The 17,103-nt window shown below is 43.3% G+C and carries 14 protein-coding genes; 6 read left to right on the forward strand and 8 right to left on the reverse strand.

Going from position 1 to position 17,103, the window contains the following annotated elements; genetic code table 11:
• Positions 1-23 precede the first annotated feature (23 nt).
• A complete protein-coding gene (locus JFC06_RS08390; protein WP_193006988.1) occupies positions 24-1,145 on the reverse strand; it encodes a muconate/chloromuconate family cycloisomerase in 1,122 nt (373 codons plus the stop codon).
• 258 nt (positions 1,146-1,403) lie between these two features.
• Between JFC06_RS08390 and JFC06_RS08395 the strand changes: the two genes are divergently transcribed.
• Positions 1,404-2,321, forward strand: coding sequence for a LysR family transcriptional regulator (locus JFC06_RS08395; RefSeq protein ID WP_198334682.1), 918 nt, complete (start codon positions 1,404-1,406; stop codon positions 2,319-2,321).
• A gap of 208 nt (positions 2,322-2,529) precedes the next feature.
• Here the strand turns inward: JFC06_RS08395 and JFC06_RS08400 are convergent, their stop codons facing one another.
• Positions 2,530-3,447 carry a LysR family transcriptional regulator gene (locus tag JFC06_RS08400; RefSeq protein ID WP_198334683.1) on the reverse strand — a complete coding sequence of 306 codons (918 nt, stop codon included), beginning with the start codon at positions 3,445-3,447 and terminating at the stop codon, positions 2,530-2,532.
• 150 nt (positions 3,448-3,597) lie between these two features.
• Between JFC06_RS08400 and JFC06_RS08405 the strand changes: the two genes are divergently transcribed.
• The 3 genes from JFC06_RS08405 to JFC06_RS08415 all read left to right on the forward strand — a co-directional run bounded on the left by JFC06_RS08405 (position 3,598) and on the right by JFC06_RS08415 (position 6,015).
• Complete coding sequence (locus tag JFC06_RS08405; protein WP_198334684.1) at positions 3,598-4,050, forward strand: DoxX family protein; 453 nt, start codon at positions 3,598-3,600, stop codon at positions 4,048-4,050.
• Between the two features lie 50 nt (positions 4,051-4,100).
• Positions 4,101-5,051, forward strand: coding sequence for a glutathione S-transferase family protein (locus JFC06_RS08410; protein WP_198334685.1), 951 nt, complete (start codon positions 4,101-4,103; stop codon positions 5,049-5,051).
• Between the two features lie 97 nt (positions 5,052-5,148).
• A complete protein-coding gene (locus tag JFC06_RS08415; RefSeq protein ID WP_230708385.1) occupies positions 5,149-6,015 on the forward strand; it encodes a DODA-type extradiol aromatic ring-opening family dioxygenase in 867 nt (288 codons plus the stop codon).
• Between the two features lie 93 nt (positions 6,016-6,108).
• Here the strand turns inward: JFC06_RS08415 and JFC06_RS08420 are convergent, their stop codons facing one another.
• The 4 genes from JFC06_RS08420 to JFC06_RS08435 form a co-directional block, all read right to left on the reverse strand.
• A complete protein-coding gene (locus tag JFC06_RS08420; RefSeq protein WP_227685582.1) occupies positions 6,109-8,271 on the reverse strand; it encodes a TonB-dependent siderophore receptor in 2,163 nt (720 codons plus the stop codon).
• Between the two features lie 590 nt (positions 8,272-8,861).
• Positions 8,862-10,835 carry a Fe(3+)-hydroxamate ABC transporter permease FhuB gene (fhuB, locus tag JFC06_RS08425; RefSeq protein ID WP_198334687.1) on the reverse strand — a complete coding sequence of 658 codons (1,974 nt, stop codon included), beginning with the start codon at positions 10,833-10,835 and terminating at the stop codon, positions 8,862-8,864.
• Positions 10,832-11,809, reverse strand: a complete 978-nt coding sequence (locus JFC06_RS08430) for an ABC transporter substrate-binding protein (RefSeq protein ID WP_198334688.1) — start codon at positions 11,807-11,809, stop codon at positions 10,832-10,834. Before JFC06_RS08430 ends, fhuB begins: the two co-directional genes overlap by 4 nt.
• Positions 11,806-12,570 carry an ABC transporter ATP-binding protein gene (locus JFC06_RS08435; RefSeq protein WP_198334689.1) on the reverse strand — a complete coding sequence of 255 codons (765 nt, stop codon included), beginning with the start codon at positions 12,568-12,570 and terminating at the stop codon, positions 11,806-11,808. The genes JFC06_RS08430 and JFC06_RS08435 overlap by 4 nt, the downstream gene beginning before the upstream one ends.
• A 446-nt stretch (positions 12,571-13,016) precedes the next feature.
• Here JFC06_RS08435 and JFC06_RS08440 point away from each other — a divergent pair, with 446 nt between their 5' ends.
• Positions 13,017-14,144 (forward strand): M14 family metallopeptidase, encoded by a 1,128-nt coding sequence (locus JFC06_RS08440; protein WP_198334690.1) that lies wholly within the window; start codon positions 13,017-13,019, stop codon positions 14,142-14,144.
• A gap of 638 nt (positions 14,145-14,782) precedes the next feature.
• On the opposite strand, the gene JFC06_RS08445 is transcribed toward JFC06_RS08440, so the two are convergent.
• Positions 14,783-15,493: a hypothetical protein gene (locus JFC06_RS08445; RefSeq protein WP_198334691.1), complete on the reverse strand. Its 711-nt coding sequence runs from the start codon at positions 15,491-15,493 to the stop codon at positions 14,783-14,785.
• Between the two features lie 120 nt (positions 15,494-15,613).
• On the reverse strand, positions 15,614-16,123 hold the full coding sequence (locus JFC06_RS08450) for a hypothetical protein (protein WP_198334692.1): 510 nt from the start codon (positions 16,121-16,123) through the stop codon (positions 15,614-15,616).
• Between the two features lie 177 nt (positions 16,124-16,300).
• Between JFC06_RS08450 and JFC06_RS08455 the strand changes: the two genes are divergently transcribed.
• Entirely contained in the window at positions 16,301-16,987 is a 687-nt protein-coding gene (locus tag JFC06_RS08455; protein WP_198334693.1) for a macro domain-containing protein, read from the forward strand.
• Positions 16,988-17,103 lie beyond the last annotated feature (116 nt).

Consider the following 17,103-nt stretch of genomic DNA (forward strand, 5'->3'; position numbering starts at 1 on the left):
TAGTCTTGTAATAATGTTGGTTTTTATAATGTGGCCGCGGCTTGTTTGGCATAGTGGTATACCTTGTCGCTATCTACTTCGATACCAAGACCTGCGCCAGTAGGAACGCTCAGGCCAAAATTTTGGTAGTCAAGCGGCTGTGCTAAGATATCTTCGGTCAGTAAGAGTGGACCGAAAAGCTCTGTGTCAAATCTCAAACTAGGATAAGTGGCAAACACGTGTGCTGATGCCGCTGTACCGATAGGACCCTCTAACATCGTACCGCCGTAAAGCTCGACACCCGCTAAATGTGCCATGTGTCCGATCAAGCATGCTGCCTTTAAGCCACCTGCTTGGTTAATTTTTACCGCAAAGACATCGGCACAGTGATCGGCTGCTAGCTGAAAAGCATTTTGTGGGTCTTGAACCACTTCATCCGCCATAATAGGCACATCAAAGTGCTCTGTTAACCGTTTTAGGGCCGTTTTATTGCGCATTGAGATGGGCTGCTCTATTAGGTCAACGTCGCCTGCTTGCAGTAGACTAATGCCTTTCATTGCCTCAAGCTCTGACCACGCCTGATTGACATCGACGGTAATTCGGCAATCTGGTAGCGCTTGTTTGATAGCCAGTACGTGGGCGACATCTTCAAGAATCGGATTGCTACCAATTTTTAACTTAAAGATACGATGGCGTTTTTGTGCCATCATTTGCTTGGCCTCACTGATATCGGTCGCTGTATTACCACTGGCCAGCGTCCACGCCACCTCGATACGATCACGTACCCGGCCACCGATCAGCTCACTCACGGGCAGGTTTAGACGTTTGCCTTCGATATCCAGTAGTGCTGTTTCAATCGCACACTTTGCAAAACGGTTGCCGTTGATGTGAAGGTTTAACAGTTGCATCGCTTTTGCTGCGCTGGCGGGCTGCTCTTTTAGTAGTAGCGGGGTAAAGTAGGTGTCGATATTGGTTTTGATGCTATGAGGACTCTCTTCAGCATAGCTTAGGCCGCCAATCGTCGTCGCTTCGCCCCAGCCTTCATAACCGTCTTCTGTTTGAATGTGTACGAGCACGAGTACTTGTTCGTTCATGACGGTACAAGCAAGCTTATGCGCTCGAATAGTAGGTATTGGTACCAGCAAGGTATTAATTGAACGAATCATGACAGTCCCTAATTGAATGAGTGTTGCTTCCTTATGCTTAATAAGAACTATAAATGCTAGATAACAGCATGTCTAAGACCTATTTAGTCTACTATTGATACCTTTTAGGTATTTTTATAACCAACCTGCGCCGTGTTATGTTCTTTAGGTATAAAGATGGTTGCTATGATCGCGTTCACTCAGTTGATATAGCCACTAGTAATACCACTGAAAAAATGACACTAAAAAAAGCCCAAGGCTTAATCAAGGAAGAGAAAAATGGAACTGAGGCATTTACGCTACTTTGTGGCAGTCGCAGAAGAAAAAAGTTTCAACAAGGCTGCTGCTCGCCTGTATATCTCACAGCCGCCCCTTAGTAGACAAATCAAGCAGCTAGAGGAAGAGATAGGCGTTACGTTAATTGATAGGGAAAATCGCCCGCTCAAACTGACTGAAGCAGGGGAGTTTTTTTATGATCATGCGATGCAGATACTAAAGAAATCGGATGATCTGCGGGCGATGACCATTCGTAAAGGTAATTTTGACAACTCTTTGTCTATCGGTTTTGTCTCATCGATACTGTACGGCATCTTGCCAAAAGTAATCGCCTATTTTCGTGAAGTATATCCAAACATCGAGATTAAACTGTACGAGCTGAATTCTTGGCAACAAACACAAGGGTTGGTAGACGGCAAAATAGACGTTGGTTTTGGTAGGCTGCTGTTCGAAGATGCCTCTATTCGGCGGCTGTTGCTCAGAGAGGAAAGCTTGGTGGTTGCAGTTCCTATTGGTCATCCTTTCGCGCAAGAAGGGCGTACCAGTTTGAGACTAACGGATTTAACCAATGAGAATCTATTACTGTACCCAACCGCGCCGCGTCCCAGTTTTATCGATTACGTCTTGGAGTTGTTTGAGGCGCGTAATTTAAAAGCCAACTATTTTACGGAAGTGCGTGAGTTGCACATTGCATTAGGATTGGTGGCCGCTGGTGAGGGTTTGACAATTGTCCCCAAAACTCTTGAACATTTGCGTAGTCAAGAAGTGACTTATATACCCTTTGAAGATCGATTGATTACCTCACCGATTGTGATGAGTGTCAGGCACTTTGACAAGTCAGAGCTTTTAAAAACATTGCTGGACGTCACTTATCAAATATATGACACAGAAGGCTTTGACTACAAACGTGAAAACATTTAAAGACCTTAAAGAAAGACAAAAAGACGGAGTATTCTCTCGAGGGTTTTAGGTATTTAGGCCCCAGCACTTTGTTGTTAGTGTTAAGGTTTACAATAAAAAAACTGCTGAGATGCGCCAATTTGCCCTATAGTTGTTTATAAGTTTGATGAATTTATTAGGACTTATCCCATAAAGGCTGAAATTTTGATATTAAGTAGGATCATAAGTGTTAGTCAGTCGTTATAGACTCATCCCAGTAGGGCGGCGAACCATAGTACCCTTCAATAAAATCAATAAAACACCTGACTTTATGAGGCAATAGTTTCCTGTGCGCGTAGACAACGTATAAGCCTAAAGGCTCTGGTTCAAACTCAGGCAACACTATCACCAGCTTACCACTACTAAGGGCGGTACTAGCAATAAACGTCGGTTGCAATATCAATCCTGCCCCCGCTATTGCAGCGTCAACCAGTACGTCGCCATTATTACTACGAAATTCACTCCCTTGTTGCATGTATTTTGTCTTTAAGCACTGGTAGAGGTCTTCCCGTCCTTTCATATTCATGTAGCTATAGTGCAAATAACGATGATGATTAAGGTCGGCAAGCTGTGTAGGCGTACCATGCGTTGCAAGATACTGAGGCGAAGCGCATAAAACCACACGTATGGGCGCGACGGGTTTGGCAACAAGCGATGAGCTTTTTAGCTGCCCGATACGCAATGCCACATCGAACCCTTCCTCAATGATATCTACCTTACGATCACTCAGTTGTAGATCGACCTTGACCAAAGGATAGCGTCGCTGAAAGTCGGTGACTAATCTCGCCATGTGTTTTAGGGCAAACGACACAGGCGCACTTATTCTTAAGGTACCTTTAGGGTTCTGCTGCAAGCCTCCTAATTGCGACTCCATGTCATCAATACTTAATAAAATTTGCTGTGCGTGCCCAAAGTAGTGACTACCAGCCTCAGTGAGGCTGACTTTACGAGTAGTACGATTAAGCAGACGTGTATTGAGCTGATCTTCCAACTTAGAGACATACTTGCTGACCAATTGCGGTGACAGGCGCAAAGCGTTTGCCGCATTACTAAAGTTGCCTTCGGTCACGACCGCGACAAAGGCACGCATCGCATCAATTCTATCCATGGGTTATCTACTCTTACCTTTATTATCAACGATATGTTGTTAATTATTCCCTATAATCTATCTTACTCTGATAATACGTTGATAGTAAAGTGTGTTTATGCCTAAAGGCTGACAATTTATTTTAATGAAACATCATGGAGTAAGAATAAAATGCAAACATCCCTGTTCAATAAAACTTTGCAGACCAAAGCTGGGTCTGCCGCTTTCATCCTTCGCGTACCAGTCGGCTTGATTTTGGCCGCACATGGTGCCCAAAAGCTGTTTGGTTGGTTCTGGGGCAATGGTTTGGCAGGTACCGCGCAGTGGCTGAGCAGTATGGGCATTGAACCTGGATATCTAATGGCTTTGCTGGCAGGAGGCGCGGAGTTCTTCGGCGGTCTTGCACTAGTAATAGGGCTGCTAACTCGTCCTGCCGCTCTAGTAGCCGCCTTCACTATGTTGGTCGCTATCTTTTCTGTACATATTGGTAATGGTTTATTTGCCGCTGATGGTGGTTATGAGTATGCGTTGACCTTGTTTGTTACTTTGATTGCTTTAGCCGTACAAGGTGGCGGGTATCTCAGTGTGGACAAGGCTTTATCAGAAAAACTAGGGCGTGTTTAATCGTTTCTATCAAAACGAAAGCAGCATCAGGACATTAGGAGTAAGCGATTATGTTGATTCATGGCAAGTGGACTGAAAACTGGCAACCGGTACAAGCTGAGGACGAGCAAGGGCGGTTTATCCGTCAGACCTCATCATTTCGTCATTGGATTACGCCGGATGGAGAGCCCGGTCCGACTGGCGTTGGTGGCTTTAAAGCAGAAAAAGGCCGCTACCATTTATATGTGGCATTGATTTGCCCTTGGGCATCACGCACCTTAATGGTACGGCAATTAAAAGGCCTGCAAGAAATGATTGATATCACTGTTGTCAATCCACAACTTGGTGACCAAGGCTGGCAGTTTGGTGGGTTCGATGGCGCTGACAATGATACTATCAACGGTGCCCAATATGTCCATCAACTCTACACCAAAGCCGCGCCTGACTTTACCGGACGGGCGACTGTACCCGTGCTATGGGACAAAAAAAGCGGTACTATCGTCAACAATGAGTCCGCTGACATTTTGCGGATGCTCAATAGTGCCTTTGCAGAACTAGTGCCAAGCGATGTTGATTTGTGCCCAAAAGAGCTGGCTGATGACATTGAGTCACTAAATTTAGCCATGTATAACAATCTGAATAATGGGGTCTATCAAGCGGGTTTTGCAACGACACAGACTGCCTATGAAGAAGCTTATCATCAAGTATTTCACATGCTAGATTTACTGGAAAAGCGTCTGAGTGATGGTCGCCAGTATCTGTTTGGTACTCAGCTGATCGAAAGCGATATTCGCTTATTTGTCACCCTTGTACGCTTTGATGCGGCGTATTATGGACTGTTCAAATGCAATCGTAACTTGATTAAAGATATGAATGCACTGCATGTCTATATGCTACGAATGTTAGCACTGGATGATATCGCAGCAACGGTGAGTGTAGAGCATATCAAGGCGGGATATTATTCCATAAAGGCGTTAAATCTGAATGGAATCGTTCCTGTTGGACCTAAAAGCATTCAGTAAGTCAGACAGCAAATGCATAAAGTTTTTACCTAACCTTAGTGTTTATAGGCTGCGTCGTATTATTTATCGCCTGAATGAACAGACTGGAGTAACGTTAATGAGTAATGAATTTACAAGTAATAAGATAGGGGAGAGTACCATGCCCGTACCATTATCGGCCGACTCAGTAACGCAGCCAGTACTGTTTATCCCTCATGGTGCGGGGCCGTGTTTTTTTATGGATTGGCAACCGGCTGATACCTGGGACAAAATGGCTGTGTTTCTAAAAAGTATCTCAAATCGTTTACCACAGCGTCCCACAGCTATTTTGATGGTTAGTGGCCACTGGCAAACGCCTGAGTTTAGTGTTACCGCTGGCAGGCAACCCGAGCTGATTTATGACTATTTTGGTTTTCCTAAGCATACTTATCAGCTCACTTATCCAGCGCCTGGTGCGCCAGTATTGGCAGATCGTATTAGTAAGTTGCTCACCACTGCAGGTTTAGACAACAGACAAGATATCTCTAGAGGCTTTGATCATGGCGTGTTTGTGCCGTTGAAGTTGATGTTTCCTGAGGCAGACATTCCAGTGGTGCAGTTGTCACTACGTAATGACCTTAATCCTGAAGCGCACTTGCTGGCAGGTCGAGCCATTGCATCATTACGTAAGGAAGGGGTGTTGATTGTGGGGAGTGGTATGAGTTTTCATAATATGCGTGGCTATGGAGACCCACGTTTTACCGCACCGTCAGAGATATTTGACGAGTGGTTGACTCAAGCTGTGGAGGCGGAGCCAGAAGCGCGATTCGCAGCCCTATCTAAATGGTCAAGTGCGCCTCATGCGCTCGAATCTCATCTGCTGGGTGCAGAAGAGCACCTGATACCTTTGATGGTGGCAGCAGGCGCAGCAGAAAGCGATCACGGTACCAAAGTTTATTCTCAGCAAGTCCTTAGCACACAGATATCAGCTTTTCAGTTTGGCTAATCTCGTTAAGTGGGGATTCAATCAGTTCCTTGACTGCCCGTGTACTAAGATGAAGAAGCGTCGAAACCAATACAGTCATGATCAGTATGAAGACTAAAAGCGATAGGTCAGTCTGCCTACCACATTTATAGGTTCACCATACGTTAACCCAAAGAAGTTTTCGCCAGCAAGATATTTTTGATTGAATAAATTATTGACGTTAAGCTGCGCTTCTAGATTTTCATTGACAGCATATCTTGCCATGATGCTAGCCAGTGTCACATCATCTTGGCCGTACTTTTCAGAGCGTCCAGTCACAGGATTGGTGACAATACCATAGTAGCCGTTTGACCAATCAATACCGCCACCAACGGTCAAGTTAGGAATGATATCGTCCATATCGTAGGTGGCAAACAGATTAAGCGTGGTGTCAGCGTAGCCAGTGTTGATGGCTTTGCCATTCTTGCCTTTAGCATTAAAGTGCGTGTAGCCAATAGTCGCTTGTAGCTTGTCACTAAGCTGACCGGTGACTTCTACTTCGACGCCCTGACTGGTGCCATCTGCGCCAACATAGGCTTTTTCAAGACCAGCACCTGGTATTGTTTGACCGCCATCGAGTTGTGCAAGGTCGTTTTGCTCGATTCTAAAGATACTGACTTGGCTTTGTAGTGCGCCATTATCCGACTCACTTTTTAGACCAATCTCGTAGTTTTTGCCTTCGATAGGATCGAGATAACGACCATTGATATCACGTTCTGACTGAGGTTGAAAGATCGCGCTATAGCTGGTGTAGAGGCTGTGATTGTCGTTGACATCATAAGTGATACCCGCATAAGGCGTCCAAATGTGCTCGGATTCAGTATTTACATTACTGCCATACTGAAAACCCGAGCGCTCATAATCAGACACACGTGACCCCAAAATTAACGATAAAGGATCGGTTAACTGAAGCTGAGCTGCTGCAAAAATGGCTTTTTCTTTAGTAGTGACATCAGAGCTTTGGGTTTTGTCACCCCACACTGTTTCAGGATAACTGCCATCCCAATCAGAAAATTCAGACACAGGCAACAGTCCGTCGGGCGGTGCTGTATAAGTAAAGGTGTCAAGATCGCTTTTTTTATAAGAGCCACCGACGATGACTTGATGCGTTTTGCCTAAGGCATCAAAATTACCGGTCAATTCGGTTTTAACATTGACTTGCTTGCGTTCGGTATCGGCGTGGAATGGATTTAAGTTGTAAATCAGTCCAGCGTCAGGATCAACGCTGCTGGCATACATGTACAGCAGTTTTGGGCTACTGTCGCTCTCGTTATAACTGGCATTGGTGGTGAGGTTCCAGTCTTCATTGAAGTCATGGTCGATATCAGCAAAGTAATAGACGTTGTCAGAGTCCCAGTTTGTCCAATTGGCACTGCCATTCTTACTGGTGTCCCATTCTGCTTTTGAGCCATCGCTTAAGTAACTGGGCAAACCGCCCCACATGGTTGATTTTGACTTATTGTGCTGACGGCTGGCACCAATGCTGACTGTGGTATTGTCGCTCACATCCGCATCAACCGTGGCATAAAGCAGATTTTGTCCCAATTCTTGACGGTCGATAAAGGTATCGCCATCTTGATAATTTGCCACAACTCGGCCCCGTACCGCACCGCTCTCACTCAATGGCTGGCTGTGATCGACACTGAGGCCATAATAACCATAACGATCTACGTCAGCCGAGAGTTCAGTAGCACGTACGTTACTATCCGCACGTTTACGTATTAAGTTAACATTGGCAGAAGGGTCACCTGTGCCACTCATCAAACCGGTGGCGCCGCGTACAATTTCAACATGATCAAACATAGCGGTATTAATACCATATTCGCCCATGGCGGCCTGCTGAACAAAGTCAGTGTCCAACCCGTCGATTTGGAAGCCATTAATGCCAAAACCCCTTGCTGAAAACCCGCTGCGAGCGCCATCAATACTGCCCACTTGAATAGCGGGTGCGCGTTTGAGTACCTCTGTTAAATTGTTTGAGTTTTGATCTTTGATCTGCTGATGGGTGACCACACTGACGGCCTGCGGGGTTTCTCTGGCTGATAACGCCAATCCTGTGGCGCTACGGGCGACAGGGATAGTGTAGCTATCAGTATTTTCAGTGACTTGTTTGTTTATATCTGCCGTGACCACGATGGTTGGTAGCGTGGTACTTGGTTCGGCTTCGCTGTTTGCGCGATTGATGTCGCCACTGTCATCCGTAGTCGTGGTTAGCGGTGATGGTTCAGCGTGAATCATCGATGAACTTACTGCTAAAGAAGCAATGGCTGACAGGTGCATGGTTTGTTTGACAAACCAACTTAAAGTACTGGGTTTATACCGATTTATATTTTGTGTGACTGTAAACATCAAATAAGATCTCAATTATAGTAGTAGGGAGGCCGGTCCAACATCATGTTGATACAGCGTTAAGTTTTTTGCTCATAAAACGCTGTAGAAATAACACGCCCATTGGCTGGTAGATAGGCACTGTCGAATACCGAACAATGATAATGATAATTGTTACTATTAGCAATACAGTACGAAATATTTTTGAAACATCGACGAATCGATTGATGTCCTACACCGTAGTTTTATTGATTTGACGGAAGAGAACGAAGGGTATGAATAGACGATTTGGGAATGAAAGAATAGATGCTAAAAAACGAGGCGCCACCACACTGCAAACTGTTAAATGCTATGAGTAGGCTAAGTGATGGTAATCGTTCACTAACGATAGCTTTTGCAAGACTTTTAATTGTCTAAATATCTCGCTTGTCCAGAATGACGACACGGCCAGTTATCGTCACTTTGGGCAAGTTTTTGTTTAATAGTGTTTACGCTACTGTTTATGCTCTAATGCGACGCATCAGGTATAAGAAGTACGCCCCACCAATAATGGCGGCAATCGTGCCCGCTGGGATCTCGTAAGGAAAGATGATATAGCGGCCCAGCCAGTCAGCGACGACCATTAGGGCTGCTCCTAAAATAGCCGACAGTTGCAACTGGCGCTTTAGCTGAACGGCTCCTAGTGTGCTGGCGAGGTGCGGAATCATCAGGCCGACAAAACTGAGTGGACCCACTGCCAAAGTCGATACGGTACTAAGGGCTGCTACGAGAATTAATATCAGACTTTGAAACAGTCTCAAAGACACGCCGAGTTCACGTGCTATCCCACTACCTAAACTGAGTATCTCTAATGGTTTTATGACCATAAAACTCAATAAGAAGAGTAATAAGGCAAACGCCACAAGCAGCCACGCAGTTTCGGGACTGGCAAGATATGTGGAGCCTGACAGCCAGCTGAGGACCGCTTGTAGCCGCTGATCCCCAGATATTTTGACTAGGCTTAACAGCCCTCCCATCAATGCGGCAATAGCCACACCAACCAATAATAAATAGGCTGGATTGATCCGACGAGCGAGCCATAAGATTAGACCAAGCACGATAGAGGCGCCTAATAGTCCTGATAACACGATACCCAGGTAGCCAAAACTGGGTAGGAAAATAAAGGCCAATACCACACCTATCGCTGAGCCTGAGCTAATGCCCAATACCTCAGGGCTAGCCATAGGATTGCGCGTCAAGGTTTGTAGCAACACGCCTGCCGTTGCTAACATGACGCCGGTGGCGGCAGCACTTAGGGTGCGCGGTAGTCTAAAATCAATAATTAAGTGCCATATAGCGTTTAGTTGCCAGCCGTTTGCGGTGGCGGTGAAGATAAGCACGCTTATTACTAGTAATACTAAGGCCACACTCCAGCGAATTAAGTGAGTGGGGCGGCGCTCTGACACCAGAGTTGGGATAACCTCATCGGTATGCTGGCGGCTTTGGGTCACTATCAGCCATATGACCAATGGCGCGCCAAGTAAGGCTGTCATAGCATCAGCAGAAATATTTAGGCTCAGATAGTGTTGTAGTAGTGTCGTGGCATTACTGGTAATCCACAATAAAAGCGCCCCAAACCCATACCCTAATAACAGGCGGTAACCAATACGCCGAACGGAAAACACATTAACAAGGGTGGCGGCACCCAAACCAATAAAACCAATAGGGCCCACACGACTAACGACAAGAGCGGTCAGTAAGGCCACCAATCCCACCACCAATCCGCGAATAAGATTAATAGGTACGCCCAAGCTTTTTGCCTGCCTATCGTCCAAGCTCATTATCTCTAGGGGTTTTAACAAGGGTAGTAAGCTGATAAAAGCAGCCACGCTGGCAATGGTTAATACACTAGATACTTGCCAGTTATTCTGAGTGAGGCTACCTGCCGCCCACACCATGACGTTTAAGGATTCTTCAGCGTAATAAATCAGTAATAAGGCCGCAATAGCCCCCAATAAAATGTTGGTGACCAACCCTCCTAACACCAGTACCAAAGGATTCATGCGACTAGGAGCAGCTAGGATGAATACAATCGCCATACTGCTAAGTGCCCCGATAAAAGCGACCCAAAAGCTTCCTCCTAGCGCCAAACTAGGCAGGAATAAAGTGACAATTAGCAAAGCCATGTTGGCGCCACTACCGACTGCCAGTGTCGTGTCCGAGGCAAGCGTGTTTTTAACCAACTGTTGCAATAGCACACTGACCAATCCTAAAAGACCGCCGGCAGTCGATGCCACTAACATCGTCGGTACTATTTTCAGCTGAACACTCATGTCCTCAAGTGACAGCTCAAACGAGGGGGTAAACAGTTCGAAAAAAGGTAGGTGCCATAGTTGACGTATGACCGCGTAACTGCTTACCAGTGCCATCACTATTAATAGGACAACCATCATATAAATGCGGTTCGCAGACAAAAAATTATTTTTACTCATCATAAATCGGTATTGCCTACAAAAGTGACATTCGTTAAGCGATCGGCTAAGACATTCATAGAAGCCACACCACTGTTATTCCATGTTGCGGGCAGTAAGGTGACGCAGCGTCTTTTACCAGCAGGTTGTCGGTCTCCATCAAAGGAGTAGCCCAGTCGTTGCCATACTAAGCTGTCTTGTAACTCCAGCTTAAGCAGGTTACTGAGAGGTTCCACGATCACAAGGCAGGTATCGTCATCAAGTTGTGCCAACTCTCCTAGCATGATGGGTGCAAACCCCCATTGATTGCCATCTGCCAATGCCACGAGCTGTAGGCCCATGACCTCTAAAGCGGGATGAAACAAACTATTGTATGAAAACATCCGCAAATTGTTGCTGTCAGCAAATTGTACAACGGCCAATTTTTTAATATGGGGGTGGCGCGCCCGAAAAGTCTGGCCCGCTTGAGCTATTTTTTGCTTACTTCTGTCTAGGTATGCCTGCGCGGCTTGAGGGTGGTGAACATACTCTCCCAGTTTTAAAGTGGGTTCTATAAAATCTTCCCAAGTCGCGACTTTATTAGGGCTGGTCAATTCAATAGAATGGATGGGCAAATCGCCGTACATGGGATGCAAATGCTGATAAAACGCGTTGTCTATCACCATATCTAAGTCTAACTGAGAGAACATTTCAGGATTGGGCTGATAGCGTGTGCCTACATCGAGTGTCGTATCGGGTATGGTGGGTTTGCCGACCCATTCTCTATAAAAGGGTTTATCACCCATAGCCACTGGTGGATAACCCATGGCAATGAGCGTCGCGGCAATTCCCCAGTCGGGGGTCATGACACTAGGTAGTGATTGATCGTTTGGATTAGATAAGGGAGTAGGTGGGGTATCAGGCGACTGGCAACTGCTTAACAATAAGCTACAGCACAAAGCCACAAAGAATCCGATCAAAGGGGAGGCAGTGTGACGCTGTGATCGATAAATTCTCATATAACTGCTACTTTTTGGTCAGTGGCAGGATGGGTTAGCAAGGTAAAGTCCACCCCAAATATTGAATGTAACACCTCTTTTTGCATCGTACTTGGGACATCACCCATGTGACAAAGCTCGCCTTGTTTTAAGGCAATAAATTCATCACAAAACCTTGCCGCTAGGTTCAAGTCATGCAAAATAATGACCACACCCAAGCCTTGTTGGTCAACCAATTGCCGAATCAACTTTAGAACTTCAACTTGATAAACCACATCAAGCGCCGCCAATGGCTCATCTAACAGTAGAAACTCTGTATGCTGTGCCAAACACATCGCCAGCCACACGCGTGCGCGCTCACCACCAGATAGCGTCGACACTTGACGGTCTCTAAAGGCATCGACTTGAGTGAGTGTGATGGCTTTATCCACTTGCTCATGGTCCTGCGCAGAGGGTTTTTGCAGCCATTTTTGATGGGGATATCTTCCCAGCATCACCAGCTCATAGACAGTGAAAGCACCAGCGTCAGGAAGATGTTGCGGCAGATACGCCAGATTTTGCGCTAATGCCTTGGCAGAAAACTCTCGTAAATTGTGGTCATTGATATGGATGTCACCTTGAGTCGGCGTCATCTCTCCTGCCATCGCTTTAATAAGGCTGGACTTACCTGAACCGTTGTGACCAATTAAGGCGTACAGTTTTTTTGGCTCAATTTTAAAAGAAGTTGGATGCAGCAATACTTTCTTTTGACGTATTAAGGCTAAATTATTGATGTACATCATAGTGAGCTGTCTAAAAGTAAATGAAGCATTCTAAATAAAAACTGCTTAATAATGCAAATGATTTTCATTTTTACTTATGTGATAAACAGGTGAGAGATTCCCCGAGAGACGAACGGCAATGTGTGGTTGGTGGTGGCTTTTGGTATCGAATTTTGACTCATCCTCTACACCATTAAAGGTATGAACAAAACAATCGTTGGTTTGAAGATCAATATGCCAGAGGGCAGCGTGCAATAGGTATGGATGGTCCAATAAAATAGTACTTTTTAAACATCTATCGCTAGTGTTTTAAAAAGTACGTCGAGGCGTTAAAGAAGAAGTTACGGTCAGAGAAAAAATGTTATATTTGGGGTTATAAAGGCACAAATAGCGATCAATTTATCCATTGCCCTGACTGCTATTTTTTGCAACCCTACCATACAAAACAAATTCAATAAGGAAGATTTATGCACATCACTGCCAACTTCGATGCAGGTAATATCGACATTATTAATGTAGACAATAAAAAAGACATTCAGCTGGCCATTCGTCCAGACGTTGGTGACGCGTTTTTTCAATGGTTTAACTTTCGTCTATCAGGTCAGATCGGAGAGCAGTACGTACTCAATATTCTCAATGCAGGGGAAGCATCATATCCTAAAGGGTGGGAGGATTATCAAGCGGTTGCATCATACGATCGTCAGCACTGGTTCCGACTGCCAACCTCTTATAAAGATGGACAGTTAAGCATCAAGGCAGACTTAGCGTGTGACACCATTCAAATCGCTTATTTTGCGCCTTATAGCTATGAGCGTCATCAAGATTTATTAGCAGCAGCTCAAGAGCATCCGTTAGTAACCTTAGAGCATTTAGGAGAAACCCTCGATAAGCGCGACCTAACCTTAGTGAAAATTGGTGATGGCAATACCAATAAACGCAATATTTGGATCACAGCGCGTCAGCACCCTGGTGAGACGATGGCAGAATGGTTGGTTGAAGGATTAATAGACACTCTGCTAGACAGCGACAATGCCAACAGTAGGTTATTGTTAGACAAAGCAAACTTCTACATTGTGCCTAACATGAACCCTGATGGCAGTGTACGCGGACATCTACGCACAAACGCAGCAGGGACCAATTTAAACCGTGAATGGTCAAATCCAAGTCTAGAAAAAAGCCCTGAAGTGTTCTACGTGATCAAGAAAATGGAAGAGACGGGGGTTGATTTATTTTATGACGTACATGGCGATGAAGCGTTACCATACGTATTCCTTGCCGGTTCACAAGGTACGCCAAGTTATAATGACCGCCTTGCCCGTTTACGGGATCGATTTTCAGAAGTGTTAAGACTCGCCAGTGCCGACTTTCAGTCTGAATTTGGTTATGACGTTGATGCGCCGGGTAAAGCGAATATGACACTTGCAACCAACTGGGTCGCTGAACGCTTTGACTGCTTAGCCAACACCTTAGAGATGCCGTTTAAAGATAACGACAACGTTCCCGACTCGGTGATGGGGTGGTCACCAGAGCGTTCTGCAAAACTGGGGGAAGCGTCGTTAATTGCCATGTTGGCGGTCGTTGATGATTTACGTTAGCTAATGACTGGCGTTAATGAGTGATAGACCTGTTGTTCAAGACGGCAGTGCACGTCATCAGTCTGTCTAAAACCCTAGCAAGAAGTGTTTGTTAGGGTTTTTTTATAGGGTGGGTTATACCAAGCCGACTCATCCTCTATTTGCTTATTTTCTGCTTCTTTAAAACCCATAAAAAAAGGCTTGCCGCATCGCTGCGATCAAGCCTGATTTAATATGTGGTGGGCCCAGTATCAACTTAACTAAGTAGTTAAAGCATTGATATTAAAAGTTAATATATATAGTTTTTTATCTTATACCAACTAATATACCAACAATACTTTTATTATTTTCTTTCATATGACTATAGATTTTTGACTAAAATGATATTGTCATTTTTTGTAATTGAAAATATCGAGCTTGCGGTTACAAGTACGCCCAATCAATTATTTTTTATACTTTTTAATGAGTTTTCTATAGGTTTGGTTATTTGGGTAAAGCACTCAGTATGAATCTCAAGCTTTGAACTAAGTACATATTAATAATCTTTTAATGAATCATTAAATTAAGCTTTATTATATATGTAGTTAATATAGTAGCGATCCACAATACTAAACATTGGATAAGCGCGATTCATGACCACTTCTTATACTGTACTAGGTCTAAAATATATCATCCCAATCTATGTCCTTTCTATTTGTATCATCCTGAAACCAATCAGCCGTAATTTTTTTAACCACTCGAATTCTGATCCGAGTTGCATATGTCATGTCAAGATTAAGATTCATTATCAGTCGTGTTAAGGTTTGCTGAGGTCCATCTGCGCCATCTACCAAAGATGAAGAGTTAGCCATCGAACCTTGAATTTCTTCGAAAGAAAGATGACTCTCAGCTACAAAAGCTTGAGCTTCTTCATTACCCATCGATGCAGCTTCAAGCTCCTCTATAATAAATTGATATGCAACTTCCTTTGATTCTATTCTCGAAGAAACAGCTTCATGTACATTTTCTGATAATTGATCATAAACATTGTCTTCAATTAATAGATAAACATCAGGATATAGTCTACTCAGATAATCTAGACCATCCGAGCTAAGGGTTGCACAATCATTCTTGGTCAGACCTTGTTCAATTAGGGACTCACAATAATTAATTGCATAATCCCACTTATCATGTGCTTTATTTATCGAATAAGGCGAGTTATTATTTTCAGATAGCTGAAAGAAAATAGCATTTAAAGCATGGTTTATAAATGAGTTTGAGTCAGTTATACCTCCTAAATAGCCAAGAATTTCTAACACTTCATTACCTTTTTCAACAGCTTCAGCAACTCTTTTCATATATTGTAATGCTTGTGACGACTCAATTCCCATAATATTAAACCTAGGATATAAATTTTGAAATAGTATAGGACTAAGGTATTTGATCCTATAGGTATTATATAAAGTTTAGCTGTGAGTAAGTTCTATAATTTGAATGTTATATAACAGCTTTTAGCCTGCGGTTACACCATTCCAATCAATTGTGTAGGTCTTATCTCCACCATTGTTAATCATATAATAACCAGACTCTTCTTTAAATAACTTATAAGCATACTCTTGCTGAGTTGCGTATTGAGTATTACTTGCAAATATTGATGATGCGATACCTATTTCATTAAAATATGTCATTAAAGCCTGACTTACATAATTGAACCTCTCACCTCTACCCATGTTCAGTGTAAACATTGTAAAGGCATCTTGATCATCAAAAGCAACGAAAATATCTATGCTGCTGCTGTCTTCCATGCCCTTAAAGTTAAATTTAACGACTCTTCCATCAAATTTACCACGGCTAGAGTTCCTAAATAGACGATCAAGATGTTCATTAATGTACATGACATGACTATTTTTAACGATAGCTACAACATCTACTTCAGCCTCTTTGAGATGCATATCCATTGATTTATCTATAGTATTGGGTATTGGTTGTGCTTTTTTAATGAAAAGATCGAATAAACCCATTTTTTTATCTCCATTTTTATTTGAGCAGTTTTACTTAGAACAAGTTATTTAGAATTATATAGTTAAAAGTACTATACTTAATTCTATTGCCATCTTACTAAAATCTACTACCCTCTGCACTATAAACACAGCTTAATACAAACTTTAGTTCAAAATAAAATTTAAGGTTGTTTTTTTATGGCCGTACGAGAATTGAAAGGGAGTATCTTTACTTCTGAGGCACAGGTAATTGTGAATACCATTAACTGTGAAGGGGTAATGGGTGCTGGTTTAGCTCTTGAATGTAGACTACGTTACCCAGACATGTTTGACAGGTATGTTAAGATTTGTCAGAAAGGGCTTTTAGAGCCTGGAAAGCTCTGGCTTTATAAAGATAATAATCCTTGGATCTTAAATTTTCCAACAAAAAAACATTGGCGCTATCCTTCAAAAGAATCTTATTTACGCGATGGTCTACAAAAATTCTGTGATACTTACAAATCTAAAGAGATAATGTCTATTGCATTTCCATTGTTAGGTGCTGATAAAGGAGGCTTAGATGAAAATGTTTCAAGATCCATTTTAATGGAGTATCTATCGGACCTAGATATTGATATTGAAATTTACGAATATGATCCTAGTGCTAGTGATACATTATATTTAGAGCTTGAAGAATGGTTTCTATCTACAGACTTGGTTAATATAAGTAAGCTTACAGGGATTAAAGTGAACTACCTGGCATTAATAGAAGAAGCTATGAATGGTAATATGATATTTCAAATTGGGCAAATTTCGAGTATAAAAGGTGTTGGCATATCAACTCTTGAAAAGCTACTATCATATAAGTTTAATGGAAGTGAGCAGAGTCAAAAAAGTCTTTTCTAAAAGAATAATTCACGGCTAAATAATATGTCTTTTTTCAACCCTTTAAGTTTTTTACTAATACTGAGCTATGCTGAAGAAACCGTACAAGTAAACTTGGTAAACTAACGACTCAACGA

Origin of the sequence: Psychrobacter namhaensis (genome assembly GCF_016107545.1) — a bacterium.
Taxonomy (GTDB): Bacteria; Pseudomonadota; Gammaproteobacteria; order Pseudomonadales; family Moraxellaceae; genus Psychrobacter; species Psychrobacter namhaensis.